Genomic DNA, 13284 nt, shown 5'->3' on the forward strand with positions numbered 1-13284 from the left:
GGAATTTCCTCCCGCTTCCTGCAAGTCTTGTCTGCGGAGAGTCCTGAACGGGGGAGGATGCCATGTCAGAGCCTGAAGCCGTCGTGGATTTCTGGTTGCACGAAATTGGACCATCCGGTTGGTACGTCGAGGCCGCGGAGGTCGATGAAGAAATCCGCTCCAGGTTCGGCGCAGAGTGGGCAGCGGCGCGGGCGGGTGAGCGGGACTATTGGTGCAACGGCCCGCGCGGAACCCTCGCCTTTCTGATCCTGACCGACCAGTTCCCGCGCAACATGTTCCGAGGCACCGGCGACGCATTCGCGACGGATGAACGCGCAAGAGAGGCCGCGCGCAAGGCAGTCGGGAAGGAATTCGACCTGTCTGTGCGCGAACCCGAGCGGATCTTCTTCTACATGCCTTTCGAGCATTCGGAGAAGTTGGAGGACCAGGATTTTGCCGTCGATCTGGTTCAGCGCAACATGATTCAATCACGCGATGAATATCTGCGGCATGCGCGCGCCCATCGCGAAATCATCCGGCGCTTTGGCCGGTTCCCGTTCCGCAACGAGGCGCTAGGCCGCAAGATGACGCCGGAAGAGACGGAGTTCATCGAAAAGGGTGGGTACCGCGGCGTGCTGAATGCGCTCGACGACACCTGACTGGCGCCATGCATGGCACGCATGGCGCCAATCCGCCTGCTCGCGTTGTGTGAATGCAAAAAATAGTTTAGTGGCAAACTACTTTGCTTGAGGAGAGAGACATGGCTGCCAAAACCTTCGACATGATTGTCATCGGCGCGGGGCCGGGCGGCTATGTCGCCGCGATACGCGGCGCCCAACTCGGGCTTAACGTCGCCATCGTGGAGCGCGAGCACATGGGTGGCATCTGCCTCAACTGGGGTTGCATCCCGACGAAGGCGCTTTTGCGCTCGGCAGAGGTCTTTCATCTAATGCACCGCGCCAAGGAATTCGGGCTGAAAGCCGACGGGATCGGCTACGACCTCGACGCCGTCGTCAAGCGGTCGCGCGCGGTAGCCAATCAGCTTTCGGGCGGCATCGGGCATCTGATGAAGAAGAACAAGATCACCACCTTCATGGGCGAGGCGGCGATCCCCGCCAAGGGCAAAGTCAGCGTCAAGACCGACAAGGGGACAGAGGAACTTGCTTCCAAAGCCATCATCGTCGCCACTGGCGCACGGGCACGCGAACTGCCGGGGCTCGAGGCCGACGGCGATCTTGTCTGGACCTATAAGCACGCGCTGGTGCCCAAGCGGATGCCAAAGAAACTGCTCGTCATCGGTTCGGGCGCGATCGGCATCGAGTTCGCTTCGTTTTTCAACACGCTTGGGGCTGAAACGACCGTGGTCGAGGTCTTGGACCGCGTTCTGCCGATCGAGGATGCCGAAATTTCCGCCTTCGCCAAGAAGCAGTTCACCAAGCAGGGCATGAAGATCATGGAGAAGTCCACGGTCAAGAAGCTCGACCGCGCCAAGGGCAAGGTGACCGCCCATATCGAGACCGGCGGCAAGACCGAGACCATGGACTTCGACACCGTGATCTCGGCTGTCGGCATCGTCGGCAACGTCGAAAATCTCGGGCTCGAGGCGCTCGGCGTAAAGGTCGACCGCACCCATGTCATCACCGATGAATACTGCCGCACCGGCGTGGACGGCCTCTACGCGATCGGCGACGTGGCGGGCGCGCCCTGGCTCGCACACAAGGCCAGCCACGAGGGCGTCATGGTGGCCGAGCTGATTGCCGGGAAGAAAGCCCACCCGATCAAGCCCAATTCCATCGCCGGCTGCACCTACTGCCACCCGCAGGTGGCCTCGGTCGGTCTGACGGAAGCCAGGGCCAAGGAGGCTGGCCACGAGGTCAAGGTCGGCCGCTTCCCCTTCATCGGCAACGGCAAGGCGATTGCGCTTGGAGAGCCGGAAGGTTTGATCAAGACCGTATTCGACACGAAGACCGGCGAGCTTCTTGGCGCCCATATGGTCGGCGCGGAAGTGACCGAACTCATTCAAGGCTACGTCGTCGGCCGCACGCTGGAGACGACTGAAGGGGAATTGATGGAAAGTGTCTTTCCGCACCCGACGCTTTCGGAGATGATGCACGAAGCGGTTCTCGATGCCTACGGCCGCGCGCTCCATATCTGAACGACGGAAAGCCACGGCTTTGGGGCTTCAACCTGGAGCTGGACGGTTTCCGGGGCGGAAACTCAGAGAGGCTGCGCAGATGGACCAACCCGACCACGCCCCGGATGGCGGTTTCGCTCTCGACATGCCCAGACTGCTGCCGCGCCGTCAGGTGTTGAGCCTCATAGGTGCGGCCGGTGCCTCGGTTCTCGGATCGTCCGCAGCCGCACAGGTGGTCTGTCCGATGCCGGCGATGGAAACGCCTGGCCCGTTCCCGGGAGACGGCACCAACCGGCGGTCCGGCCAGGTCATCAACGTGCTGACCGAAGGCGGAGTCGTGCGGGAAGATCTGCGGCCGAGCTTCGCCGGGCAAGGCGGAACCGCCGACGGCGTGCCGATGCGCCTGACGGTCGCGATCGTTTCCGCCGATGGCTGCACGCCGCTTCCTGGTGCGGCGCTCTATATTTGGCATTGCGACGCCGCTGGGCGCTACTCGCTCTATGATCTGCCGGACCGGAACTACCTGCGCGGCCTCGGCATAGCGGACGCTGCGGGCAAGCTGCGCTTCACCACGATCGTGCCCGGCTGCTATGCGGGCCGCTGGCCGCATTTCCACTTCGAGGTCTTCGCGGATGCGGCCGCCGCAACGAACGGCCGAGCCGCCCGGCTGACGTCGCAGTTCGCGCTTCCGGAAGCACCGATCAAGAAAACCTACCGCGCCAGTCGCGCCTACTCTCGAAGCGTTTCCAACCTCGAACGGACAAGCTTCGCACGCGACGTGGTCTTTCGCGACAATTCGGACGGTGAGATGGAGGCGATGATGCTGACCCTCACCGGCGCGCCTGAGCAGGGTTACCTATGCGACGTCACCGTGCCGCTCGGATAGGGCCTCAGGAATAGCCGATCATTCGCCCACAAATCAGGGCGGCGGGCCAGAACGTCAGCGAGATCGTCGCCGCGGTTACCCGACGGAACTCGGAAAGCCGCAATAGCGGGCGGTGGACCAGCGCATTCGCCGTCGCCAGCGCGACGAGGGTGATCTTGGCCCAGAACCAGTCGTTGCCGACATAGTCCGTCGCCTGGGTGATGAAGAGTAGCCCGCCGCAGGTTGCGGCCAGCACGAGCCCCGCGACTGCGACCGGTCTCAGCAGCGCAATCGTTTCGGGCAGGGCCGGCCGGCGAATGATTGCGAGAATCCTGAGGTCCATCGGCACGACGGCCCCGACCAGGAGCGCGATGCCGAGGATGTGGCCGGCATTCACTAGCGGATAGACCCAGCGCGACGCCTTGAGGAAATGCGCAAGTTCAGTCGCCTCGAGCGAAGCCGCGATCTCGTTCACGAGCGATCGGGGTAGAGGTCGTAGCGCTTGCCGGCGATGATGACCCGCTCGGCCTTCATTACGAGCTCATCCTGGTCGGCGGAGCGGTGGCCAAGAAGCGTAATTTCGGTGCCGGGCTCAAACATGTCGTCGGACAGTCCGGCACGCTCGTTCCGCCAGGGCTGGCCGATCTCTGCCGTCCAGATCTCACCATCGGCGTCTATCGTTAGAACCCCGTGGGGATTGCCGAGTTTTGCCTTCGTGATAAGCCCGGTTAACTCGAATTCTCCGGTATTCGTCCAGCGCCACCCGTGATGCGCGGCAACGGGTGTCGCCGCCAGTGCCGCCACAAGGGCCAGGATGCCGCGTCTGGTGATCTGCATGTCGTCCTCCATCGCTAGCGGACCTGAGCATAGCGCGTGGCCGCGGGTTGATGGAGTGAAGTCTGCGTGAACGCCGGCAGGCGGCGATTTCTTGCGCCCGCAACGGCGGATGTCCGGGGGCTGGGCCCCCGCAGCCCTCCGGCGTGAAAGCGCCACAAGTTCTTATAATGTTCTCATTTTCCAGTTGGAGACTCGGGCCGGATGCACTATCTGTTAACCTCTGATCCCCGGGGGGCAGCATGGCCGAGCAGAAGTTCATCGAAGTCCGCGGCGCGCGCGAGCACAATCTGAAGAACATAGACGTGGATATTCCGCGCGACCAGCTGACGGTGATCACCGGATTGTCGGGGTCCGGCAAGTCCTCGCTCGCGTTCGACACGATCTATGCCGAGGGCCAGCGGCGCTACGTGGAATCGCTGTCGGCCTATGCCCGCCAGTTCCTCGACATGATGGGCAAGCCCGATGTCGATCACATCTCGGGCCTGTCGCCCGCAATCTCCATCGAGCAGAAGACGACCTCCAAGAACCCGCGCTCCACGGTCGGCACGGTGACGGAGATCTACGACTACCTGCGGCTTCTCTTCGCCCGCGTGGGCACACCCTACAGTCCCGCGACGGGCAAGCCGATCGAGGCGCAGCAGGTGCAGGATATGGTCGATGCCGTCATGGCGATGGAGCAGGGGACGCGCGGCTATCTGATGGCGCCGATCGTACGCGACCGGAAGGGCGAGTACCGCAAGGAGTTCCTCGAACTGCGCAAGCAGGGCTTTCAGCGCGTGAAGGTGAACGGCGAATTCCACGAGCTCGAGGAGCCGCCCACGCTCGACAAGAAGTTTCGTCACGACATCGACGTCGTCGTCGACCGGATCGTCGTCCGCGAGGGGCTGGAAACCCGGTTGGCAGACAGCTTCCGTACGGCGCTCAACCTCGCCGACGGCATTGCGGTGCTTGAGACTGCGCCGAGCGAGGGCGAGCCCGAGCGCATCACCTTTTCTGAGAACTTCGCCTGCCCGGTCAGCGGGTTCACGATCCCCGAGATCGAGCCGCGTCTCTTCTCGTTCAACGCGCCCTTTGGCGCATGTCCGTCGTGCGACGGTCTAGGGGTGGAACTGTTCTTCGACGAGCGGCTCATCGTGCCGGATGTCACGCTGAAGCTCAAGGACGGCGCGCTCGCGCCCTGGAACAAGGGCAAGTCACCCTACTTCATCCAGACCATCGACGCGTTGGCCAAACACTACGGCTTTGACGCTCGCAAGCAATGGAAAGACCTGCCGGAGAAGGTACAAAATCTGTTCCTCTACGGCTCGGGCGAGGAGGAAATCCCCTTCCGCTTCGACGAGGGCGGGCGCGTCTACGAGGTCACCCGCACCTTCGAAGGCGTCATCCCGAACATGGAGCGCCGATATCGCGAGACCGACAGCGCCTGGGTGCGCGAGGAATTCGAGCGCTATCAGAACAACCGCCCCTGCGGCACATGCGGCGGTCATCGGCTGCGGCCCGAGGCGCTTGCGGTCAAGATCGCAGGCCTCCATGTCGGCGAAGTCGTCCAGATGTCGATCAAGGAGGCTTATGCCTGGATTGGCACCGTGCCCGCAAAGCTCACGAAACAGAAAAATGAGATTGCAAAGCTGATCCTCAAGGAAATCCGCGAGCGCTTGGGATTTCTCAACAACGTCGGCCTGGAATACCTGACATTGTCGCGAAACTCCGGAACGCTGTCGGGCGGCGAAAGCCAGCGGATCCGACTTGCCTCGCAGATCGGTTCGGGGCTGACGGGCGTTCTCTATGTGCTCGATGAGCCGTCGATCGGGCTTCACCAGCGCGACAACGGACGGCTTCTCGAAACTCTCAAGAACCTCCGTGATCAAGGCAATACCGTCCTCGTCGTCGAACATGATGAAGAGGCGATCCGCTCGGCCGACTACGTCTTTGACATTGGCCCCGGTGCGGGCGTGCATGGCGGCCAGCTTGTCGCTGCGGGAACACCGGAGGAGATTGCGGCTGATCCCGCCTCGATCACCGGGCAGTACCTATCGGGTCAGCGCGAGATCGGGGTGCCAAGCTTGCGCCGCGAAGGCAATGGCAAGACGCTGACGGTCGTGAAAGCCACCGGCAACAACCTCAAGGAAATGACGGCCGAGTTTCCGCTTGGGCGTTTCATCTGCGTGACGGGTGTTTCGGGTGGCGGCAAGTCGACGCTGACGGTCGAGACGCTCTACAAGAACGCCGCCCTGCGTCTAAACGGTGCGCGCGAAACGCCCGCGCCCTGCGAGACGATCAAGGGGTTCGAATATCTCGACAAGGTGATCGACATCGACCAGCGTCCGATCGGGCGCACGCCGCGCTCGAACCCCGCGACCTATACCGGCGCCTTCACGCCGATCCGCGACTGGTTCGCCGGTCTGCCCGAGTCAAAGGCGCGAGGCTATCAGCCGGGCCGCTTCAGCTTCAACGTGAAGGGCGGGCGCTGCGAGGCCTGCCAGGGTGACGGCGTCATCAAGATCGAGATGCATTTCCTGCCCGACGTCTACGTCACCTGCGAGACCTGCAAGGGCCATCGCTATAACCGCGAGACCTTGGAGATCAAGTTCAAGGGCAAGTCGATCGCCGACGTGCTCGAGATGACCTGCGAGGAGGCGCGCGAGTTCTTCAAGGCGGTCCCCGCGATCCGCGAGAAGATGGAGGCGCTCTGTCGCGTGGGCCTGGGTTACATCAAGGTCGGCCAGCAGGCGACGACGCTTTCGGGCGGCGAGGCGCAGCGGGTGAAGCTCTCGAAGGAGCTGTCGAAGCGATCCACGGGCCGGACGCTCTATATCCTCGACGAGCCGACGACCGGCCTGCATTTCGAGGACGTCCGCAAGCTCCTCGACGTGCTGCATGAGCTCGTCGACCAGGGCAACACGGTCGTCGTGATCGAGCACAACCTCGACGTCATCAAGACCGCCGACTGGATCATCGACATCGGCCCGGAAGGCGGCGACGGCGGCGGAAAGATCGTGGCCACGGGCACACCCGAGGACGTGGCGGCGGTCGAGCGCAGCCATACCGGCCGCTATCTGCGGCACATGTTGAAATCGAGCCGCGTCGCGGCGGAATAGCAGCTGCGCCCGCCGGCTGGCTTGCCGATTTTGCTTTGCCGAGCTTCCGTTGAAGCCTAGGCTTCGCCTGCTGCATGATTTTCGTGGAGTTCAGGAGAGTGTCAGCACCCTCTATCCGCCCAGTTCGGCCAGAGGACGGGGATATTCTGCTCGAGCTCATCGACATCGCGAGCCACGGGTTTGTGATGCACCTCTTCGGCGGGGCCACGCCTCCGGGCCAGGACGTAAGTGAGTTCACAAGGTCGCGGATCCGGAGCGAAGATTCGGGTCTGTCGCACACCAAATCATGGGTTGCGGAAGTCGACGGCGAGATCGCGGGCTACCTCGCAATTGACACCGTGCCGCTCGATCCGGGCCCGATCCCCGAAGACGAGCCGGCCATGTTCCGAGCGTTGACCGAACTCGAGCGCGAGGCGCCGGGGACGGGGTTGATCAACCTCTTGTCGACCTTGCCCGAGATGCGCGGCCGCGGTGTCGGGTCGGCGCTCTTGCACTTTTCCGAACGGAACCGGGGGCCGAACGGCATGTGCCTGACGGTGTCCGATGAGAATGTCGGCGCACAGAGGCTCTACCGCCGACACGGCTATCGCGTGGCGGGGAGACGCCCCATCGTCAAGGGGAATTGGGACACTCCGGCGGAGGAGTGGCTACTGATGGTCAAGTCCTGATCCTGGTGTCAGGTGTTCTGAGGCGGCGGCAAGCGAATGTCAGCGGCTGCGCGCATTCCGGATGATCTCGAGCACCGTATAGTCGTTCGCATCGACCCTGTAGATGTCGTAGCCCGACTTATAGTAGCGCCATGCGCCATTGACCGGTGGAAGCTTGTACCGGTCGAGATTGATCAGCATGCTGTGCTCATAGACCGGGAACGTGTCGCCGACTGCGAAATCTGGCTTCACGCGCTGATCTGCGGGAATGAAAATGCACTTTCCCGTGTCGACGTGGATGCGACAATTCTGCGCTTCGGCCGGATGGATGCTTGAAAGGGCTGTCGCGGCAATGGCCGCGCAAATACCTTGTGTTCTCATGGGACCCCCCCGCTTCACTGATTACCAACCATCAGTTTAGCAGAAAGTTCCCGGTTGCCGAAGCTGGGAGCGCGCCGGGCGTTTCGGTGGTCGCCGCAATGGCCGCTGCCGCGTGATCGGCGCACGAATTTCTGGCCCATTCATTGCGGCATCGAAATGGAGATCCACCGGCTCGTGCCGCCTCGCCTTTCAAGTCCCTTTCACAGGGCAGGTGCTGAGGCCCAGAAGCGTGTAGAGTGGACAGGATGACATCAGCCCGGTGCCAAGAGCGATCACGCCGAGAAGCGCCAGGATCCATCGGTATCCCATACCCGGCAGCATGAAGAACGCGGCCAGAAGGACGATGCCGAGGATGATGCGAATGACGCGGTCTGTCGTACCGACATTGGTCTTCAACATGGTCTTTCTCCTTCGAAATGGGCCAAGGCACGACCCGTTGATCGAAGGACAACATTACCGTGGACGCCACGCATTCGTCGGTGACCTTGTCACACATCCGCATCAGTCCGCCGCGACGAGCGATACGCCGTTTGCCCCCAACGCCCACCGGAAAGCGGCGCCCTAAGGCAAGACGCGGCGTCATCTGGCGTGCGGTTCACTCTTCGAAAATCCGGGCTTCCAGCGGCCGCCTCCAATACGGGTGTCAGTTGCGAACATTGCCGCTGCGAGAACGGCTGGCAGGCAAAGCCGGTTCGACTGAGAATTCCTGGTCCCGGTCGGGTGCCTCGTGACTTGCATCGTTGCTCTCCTCTGTAACTCAGAGGACCAACGATCGACACGCGCAGATGTTCCGTCCGTTGCTGCTAGCAACAGCCATTCACGCACGTTTTCGTTTCTCGAACCTTGGAAGCATCGCCGAGAAGTCCATTCCTTTGCCGTCTTCCTTCTCGACGAAGGTCTCGTAAAGGCTCGCGGCGAGCTGGCCCATCGGCGTGTCCGCATCGACCGCTTGGGCGGCAAGCTGGCTGAGGCGGAGATCCTTCAACATGAGTTCGGAGGCGAAACCCGGCCTGTACTCGTTGTCCGAGGGAGACTTCGGCCCGACGCCGGGGGCGGGACAATAGGCATTCATCGTCCAGCTGTAGCCGGACGAGGTGGAGACGACGTCAAACATCTTCTGCCTGTCGAGGCCAAGCTTGTCGGCCAGCGCGAAGGCTTCGCAGGTCGCGATCATGGTCACGCCGAGGATCATGTTGTTGCAGATCTTGGCGGCCTGTCCGGCACCGGATGCCCCGCAATGCACCGCCTTCTGTCCCATGATGTCGAAGAGCAGCTTCACGATCGCGAAGGCGTCGTCCGAGCCACCGGCCATGAAGGTTAGTGTGCCGGCCGCCGCTCCGCCGACACCACCCGAAACCGGGGCGTCCACTGCCAGCACGCCTGCCTTCGCGGCCTGATCGGCGACGGCGCGGGCGCTTTCGACATCAACGGTCGAGCAGTCGCAAAAGACCGCGCCTTTCGTCATCGCCGGAATCACCTCGGCCGCCACCTTGCGGAGGATTTCGCCATTCGGCAGCATCGTGATTACGACGTCTGCGCCTGTCGCCGCCTCGGCCGCGCTTGCCGCGCGCTCGGTGCCCTCCGGCACTGGCGCCTGAACGTCGAAGCCCGTCACCTCGTGGCCTGCGGCGACGAGGTTCTTGGCCATCGGCGCACCCATGTTGCCAAGCCCGATGAATCCGATCTTCATGCTGTCTCCTCCTCGAATGTCAGCGCGTCTTCCCCGAGCGGCATGAGCATCCTTGCCACCTCCACTCCCGGAACGTCCCCGACGCTGCCGTGCCGCCACCGCGGGCTGTGGTCCTTGTCGATGATCGCGGCACGGATTCCTTCGAGGAAATCGCCGTGCTCCATCGCGCGCCAGGTGAACCGGTATTCCAGATCGAGCGCGCGGCGCATCGTCGGTCGGTCACGAAGCCGGTGGAGCATCTCGATCGTGCAAGCGGCCGAGAGCGGCGCGGCGCGAGTAAGCGCCTTTTCGGCCTCGCCCGCAAACTCGGTCCCGGCATGGCCCAGCGCGCGCAGGATATCGCCCGCCGTCTCGCCTGCGAAGAGCGCGTCGATCTCGGGCCGCAGCGCGCCAAGGCGCCCCTCCGGGGCACGGGTCGCGCGCTCTTCGATCCGCTTTGCATCGCCGGTCTCGACGAGTTCGGCCTTGAGGTCCGCCCAGCCCGCCTCTTGGATGTAGAGATCGGCGAAGCCCGCGAGCACGGCATCCGCCGGACCCATTCGCGCACCGGTCGTTCCTAGATATTCCCCGATCCGCCCGGGCGCGCGCGCCAAAAGGTAGGACCCGCCCACATCCGGCACCAGCCCGATGCCGCATTCCGGCATCGCGATCTGGGAATTTTCGCCGACGATCCGGTGGCTGCCATGGCAACCGACGCCGACTCCTCCGCCCATCGTGAAGCCTTGCAGGAAGCTCACAACGGGCTTGGCAAAGTCCGCGATCCGCGCGTTCATCCGGTACTCGTCCCGCCAGAACCTGCGCCCGTAGGAGTAGTCACCTCTGGTGCCGGTCGTATACATCTCGGCGATGTCACCTCCGGCCGAAAAGGCGCGCTCGCCCTCGGCGTCTATCAGCACAAGCGCGACCGCTTCATCCAGCGCCCAGTCCTTGAGACAGGCGTCGATCGCCAGGCACATTTCGTAGGTCAGTGCGTTGAGCGCCCTGGGGCGCATTAGTGTGATCCGCCCGGCGCGGCCCTCTTTGCGAATCGCGATATCCGCCATCAGTGGCTGTCCCTCGTGCCGGTTCTGTGCATGGATTACTCTTCGTCTTGGCGTGCCCAATGTTCCGCTTTGGCGCGGTCCTCGGGCGAATAGAACTGTATCCGGGCGCTGGGAAAGAGCGGGTCTGAAAGCTTTGTACCCCATCCCTTCAACTTCTTGTCGCCGACAACGGCGATCAGCGAATAGCTGTCGTGGTGGCGCATGCCGAACTTCACCTCCCGCCACAGCGCGCGCAGATCCCAGCCGTCGAAGTCAGGCTTAAGTTCGATGACCATCGGCACCGTTCCCGGTGTACGTTCGGCGATCTTCTCGAAGATGGGCTCGAACCGGTCATAGTCGGCCTCCGTCAGCTGCTCGCCGGCTGTCACCCAGACAAGCCCCTGGTCCACGGTCACATTCAGCATATCGTCTCTCCTCTGCTTCTGCAGAGTCAACGTGCATCGCTCACCCCCGTTCCGAGAGCATGGCGCGGGCCACGATGAGACGCATGATCTCGTTCGTGCCTTCGAGAATCTGGTGAACGCGCAGGTCGCGGACGATCTTCTCGATGCCGTAGTCGGCGAGATAACCGTAGCCGCCGTGGAGTTGCAGGCACTGGTTGGCGACCTCGAATGCGTTGTCGGTGACGTAAAGCTTGGCCATGGCGCAGAACTTCGTCGCGTCCGGTGCGCCCTTATCGAGCTTCCACGCCGCCTGGCGCAGGAACGTGCGCGCCGATTGCAGCCTCACCTCCAATTCCGCCAGTCGGAACTGGAGTGCCTGGAACTGGTCGAGCGTCTTTCCGAAGGCCTTGCGCTCTCCCACATAGGCGAGCGTCGTGTCGAGGGCCGCCTGCGCCCCGCCGAGTGCCGAGGCGGCGATGTTCAGCCGCCCGCCGTCGAGTCCCGCCATCGCGTAGCTGAACCCCTTGCCCTCTTCGCCAAGCAGATTCTCGGCCGGCACCACGCAGTCGTCGAACTGCACCTGCGCGGTCGGCTGCGCGCGCCAGCCCATCTTGTCCTCGAGCCCGCCGAAGGACAGCCCGTTCGCGCCGTCCTCGACAATCATCGCCGAGATGCCCTTCGGCCCTTCACCGCCCGTGCGGCACATCACGACATAGGCATCCGCGTAGCCGCCGCCCGATATGAAGGCTTTGGTTCCGTTCAACTTCCAGCCCTCATTCGTCCGCTCGGCCCGTGTCCTCAGCGCCGCAGCGTCCGAACCCGAGCCGGGTTCGGTTAGGCAGTAGGCGAAGAACTTCTCCATCGAGCAGAGCGCGGGAAGCCACTTCGACCTGGTGTCATCCGAGCCGAACTTGTCGATCATCCCGCCGCACATGTTGTGGATCGACAGGAACGACCCGACCGCCGGGCAGGCCATCGCCAAGGCCTCGAAGACGAGCGTCGCGTCGAGCCGCGACAGCCCTGAACCGCCGTGCGCCTCACTTACGTAAATGCCACCTAGGCCGAGCCCGGCCACCTTTTGCCAAAGGTCTTTCGGGATCGTCCCCGCGCGTTCCCAATCGCGGGCGTGCGGCGCGATCTCGTCGATGGCGAAGGCGCGCGCCATGTCGAAGATGGCCTGCTGTTCCTCGCTCATCGCGAACTCCATCACATCCCTCCCAGGCGGCCTGAATTGAACGAGTGTTAAATTCCAACTGTTGCAGGAGTTTTGCAAGGCCCAAACGCGGATCGTTCAAGCCGGACTGTGCCGTGAGCGATTCGGCGCGCTGCGACGTACGCTTGATCGATTCCAGATGAAAAATTGGTTGCCGCCACGAGGAAAGTCCGGTCCTCGAGCGAGGATTATCCATTGCAGTACATGGACCTTCAATCGTCGGATGTATTTTGACCGGCCGTTAAGTTGCCGCTGTTAAACCGCTGGGAATGTGGTAAAAATAAGGCAGGGTATCTTGATGGGTGGGAAGGGTTCCATCATGCATAGTGTTTCTGGTCGCCTTGGGGCGGTCGTTTTGGCTATTTTTGTGTCGATGGCTGGCGCGGCAGGAGCCGCGACAGTAAAGACGTTCTGTCCGGGAGCAGCCTCGGCGACGACGCGGCAGTTTTCCGTAACCACGATCGCGCCGGGCGCGACCTGCGTCGCAACTGGGTTGGGCAATATCAGCGGTAACGCGAATGGCGCACGCCCGGACCCAATCTTCGGCGTCCTTGGCGCGGGCTACCAGCTCATTGACAAGTCCGACAGTGGGCCGGCGGTGCTGAATGTGTCCGGCGTGTCCGGCACGTCGGGGCTGTGGTCATTCATTCTGCCGGCAGCGCCCGCGGGCATGATCTGGACGAACCTTGTACTCGCGTTCAAGAGCGGGCAGGGCGGTGGTGGTTCCAAGCCCAAAGTCACAGGGCCCGACTGGGCGGCCTTCCTTCTGCCCTCCGGCGCCAGCAGCGGATTGTGGTCTATCTCGGGACAACAGTCGCTGTCGCACGCCAACCTCTACGGCCAACTCGCGCCCGCAGCGGTGCCACTGCCAGCGGCTGGCGTCCTGATGGTCGGCGCCTTGGGCGCATTTGCGGCGGTCCGCCGGCGCCGCAGGGCCTGAACCCAGCGCCGATACCGCTTTGAAGGAGGGGCGCGGCCCCTCTTTTCGACTTGGGGCGCGAAGCCTGCAAAGAC

14 protein-coding genes are annotated in these 13284 nt (G+C 63.1%); 6 read left to right on the forward strand and 8 right to left on the reverse strand.

Annotated elements, in window-relative coordinates; translation table 11 throughout:
* Nucleotides 1-62 precede the first annotated feature (62 nt).
* The 3 genes from DEA8626_RS05840 (at nucleotide 63) to DEA8626_RS05850 (ending at nucleotide 2999) form a co-directional block, all read left to right on the forward strand.
* Nucleotides 63-638 (forward strand): DUF924 family protein, encoded by a 576-nt coding sequence (locus DEA8626_RS05840; protein WP_108852081.1) that lies wholly within the window; start codon nucleotides 63-65, stop codon nucleotides 636-638.
* A 101-nt stretch (nucleotides 639-739) separates the two neighbouring features.
* On the forward strand, nucleotides 740-2134 hold the full coding sequence (gene lpdA, locus DEA8626_RS05845; protein WP_108852082.1) for a dihydrolipoyl dehydrogenase: 1395 nt from the start codon (nucleotides 740-742) through the stop codon (nucleotides 2132-2134).
* Between the two features lie 79 nt (nucleotides 2135-2213).
* The gene (locus tag DEA8626_RS05850; RefSeq protein ID WP_108852083.1) at nucleotides 2214-2999 is read left to right on the forward strand and encodes a dioxygenase family protein; all 786 of its coding nucleotides are present in this window, start codon (nucleotides 2214-2216) and stop codon (nucleotides 2997-2999) included.
* A 4-nt stretch (nucleotides 3000-3003) separates the two neighbouring features.
* Here DEA8626_RS05850 and DEA8626_RS05855 read toward each other — a convergent pair whose 3' ends face one another.
* The gene (locus DEA8626_RS05855) at nucleotides 3004-3453 is read right to left on the reverse strand and encodes a hypothetical protein (RefSeq protein WP_108852084.1); all 450 of its coding nucleotides are present in this window, start codon (nucleotides 3451-3453) and stop codon (nucleotides 3004-3006) included.
* Entirely contained in the window at nucleotides 3450-3815 is a 366-nt protein-coding gene (locus tag DEA8626_RS05860) for a DUF6152 family protein (RefSeq protein ID WP_108852085.1), read from the reverse strand. Before DEA8626_RS05860 ends, DEA8626_RS05855 begins: the two co-directional genes overlap by 4 nt.
* Before the next feature lie 239 nt (nucleotides 3816-4054).
* Between DEA8626_RS05860 and uvrA the strand changes: the two genes are divergently transcribed.
* A complete protein-coding gene (gene uvrA, locus DEA8626_RS05865; protein WP_108852086.1) occupies nucleotides 4055-6913 on the forward strand; it encodes an excinuclease ABC subunit UvrA in 2859 nt (952 codons plus the stop codon).
* Between the two features lie 98 nt (nucleotides 6914-7011).
* Nucleotides 7012-7581 (forward strand): GNAT family N-acetyltransferase, encoded by a 570-nt coding sequence (locus tag DEA8626_RS05870; protein ID WP_181366365.1) that lies wholly within the window; start codon nucleotides 7012-7014, stop codon nucleotides 7579-7581.
* A 39-nt stretch (nucleotides 7582-7620) separates the two neighbouring features.
* On the opposite strand, the gene DEA8626_RS05875 is transcribed toward DEA8626_RS05870, so the two are convergent.
* The 6 genes from DEA8626_RS05875 to DEA8626_RS05900 form a co-directional block, all read right to left on the reverse strand.
* Nucleotides 7621-7941, reverse strand: a complete 321-nt coding sequence (locus DEA8626_RS05875; RefSeq protein WP_108852088.1) for a hypothetical protein — start codon at nucleotides 7939-7941, stop codon at nucleotides 7621-7623.
* 189 nt (nucleotides 7942-8130) lie between these two features.
* The gene (locus DEA8626_RS05880; protein WP_108852089.1) at nucleotides 8131-8340 is read right to left on the reverse strand and encodes a YgaP family membrane protein; all 210 of its coding nucleotides are present in this window, start codon (nucleotides 8338-8340) and stop codon (nucleotides 8131-8133) included.
* 418 nt (nucleotides 8341-8758) lie between these two features.
* On the reverse strand, nucleotides 8759-9631 hold the full coding sequence (gene mmsB, locus DEA8626_RS05885; protein WP_108852090.1) for a 3-hydroxyisobutyrate dehydrogenase: 873 nt from the start codon (nucleotides 9629-9631) through the stop codon (nucleotides 8759-8761).
* Nucleotides 9628-10674 (reverse strand): enoyl-CoA hydratase/isomerase family protein, encoded by a 1047-nt coding sequence (locus tag DEA8626_RS05890; protein ID WP_108852091.1) that lies wholly within the window; start codon nucleotides 10672-10674, stop codon nucleotides 9628-9630. The genes mmsB and DEA8626_RS05890 overlap by 4 nt, the downstream gene beginning before the upstream one ends.
* 35 nt (nucleotides 10675-10709) lie before the next feature.
* The gene (locus DEA8626_RS05895) at nucleotides 10710-11078 is read right to left on the reverse strand and encodes a SpoIIAA family protein (RefSeq protein ID WP_219929167.1); all 369 of its coding nucleotides are present in this window, start codon (nucleotides 11076-11078) and stop codon (nucleotides 10710-10712) included.
* Between the two features lie 40 nt (nucleotides 11079-11118).
* A complete protein-coding gene (locus DEA8626_RS05900) occupies nucleotides 11119-12264 on the reverse strand; it encodes an acyl-CoA dehydrogenase family protein (RefSeq protein WP_108852092.1) in 1146 nt (381 codons plus the stop codon).
* Nucleotides 12265-12625: 361 nt separating this feature from the next.
* On the opposite strand from DEA8626_RS05900, the gene DEA8626_RS05905 reads away from it, so the two are divergent.
* Nucleotides 12626-13210, forward strand: coding sequence for a VPLPA-CTERM sorting domain-containing protein (locus DEA8626_RS05905; protein WP_181366366.1), 585 nt, complete (start codon nucleotides 12626-12628; stop codon nucleotides 13208-13210).
* Nucleotides 13211-13284 lie beyond the last annotated feature (74 nt).

The sequence above is a fragment of the Defluviimonas aquaemixtae genome, assembly GCF_900302475.1.
GTDB classification, from domain to species: Bacteria; Pseudomonadota; Alphaproteobacteria; order Rhodobacterales; family Rhodobacteraceae; genus Albidovulum; species Albidovulum aquaemixtae.

Coding starts and splice junctions, on each gene's coding strand:
- DEA8626_RS05840 (WP_108852081.1), top strand. CDS start 63: ATGTCAGAGCCTGAAGCCGTCGTGGATTTCTGGTTGCACGAAATTGGA.
- lpdA (WP_108852082.1), top strand. CDS start 740: ATGGCTGCCAAAACCTTCGACATGATTGTCATCGGCGCGGGGCCGGGC.
- DEA8626_RS05850 (WP_108852083.1), top strand. CDS start 2,214: ATGGACCAACCCGACCACGCCCCGGATGGCGGTTTCGCTCTCGACATG.
- DEA8626_RS05860 (WP_108852085.1), bottom strand. CDS start 3,815: ATGCAGATCACCAGACGCGGCATCCTGGCCCTTGTGGCGGCACTGGCG.
- uvrA (WP_108852086.1), top strand. CDS start 4,055: ATGGCCGAGCAGAAGTTCATCGAAGTCCGCGGCGCGCGCGAGCACAAT.
- DEA8626_RS05875 (WP_108852088.1), bottom strand. CDS start 7,941: ATGAGAACACAAGGTATTTGCGCGGCCATTGCCGCGACAGCCCTTTCA.
- DEA8626_RS05880 (WP_108852089.1), bottom strand. CDS start 8,340: ATGTTGAAGACCAATGTCGGTACGACAGACCGCGTCATTCGCATCATC.
- mmsB (WP_108852090.1), bottom strand. CDS start 9,631: ATGAAGATCGGATTCATCGGGCTTGGCAACATGGGTGCGCCGATGGCC.
- DEA8626_RS05890 (WP_108852091.1), bottom strand. CDS start 10,674: ATGGCGGATATCGCGATTCGCAAAGAGGGCCGCGCCGGGCGGATCACA.
- DEA8626_RS05895 (WP_219929167.1), bottom strand. CDS start 11,078: ATGCTGAATGTGACCGTGGACCAGGGGCTTGTCTGGGTGACAGCCGGC.
- DEA8626_RS05900 (WP_108852092.1), bottom strand. CDS start 12,264: ATGGAGTTCGCGATGAGCGAGGAACAGCAGGCCATCTTCGACATGGCG.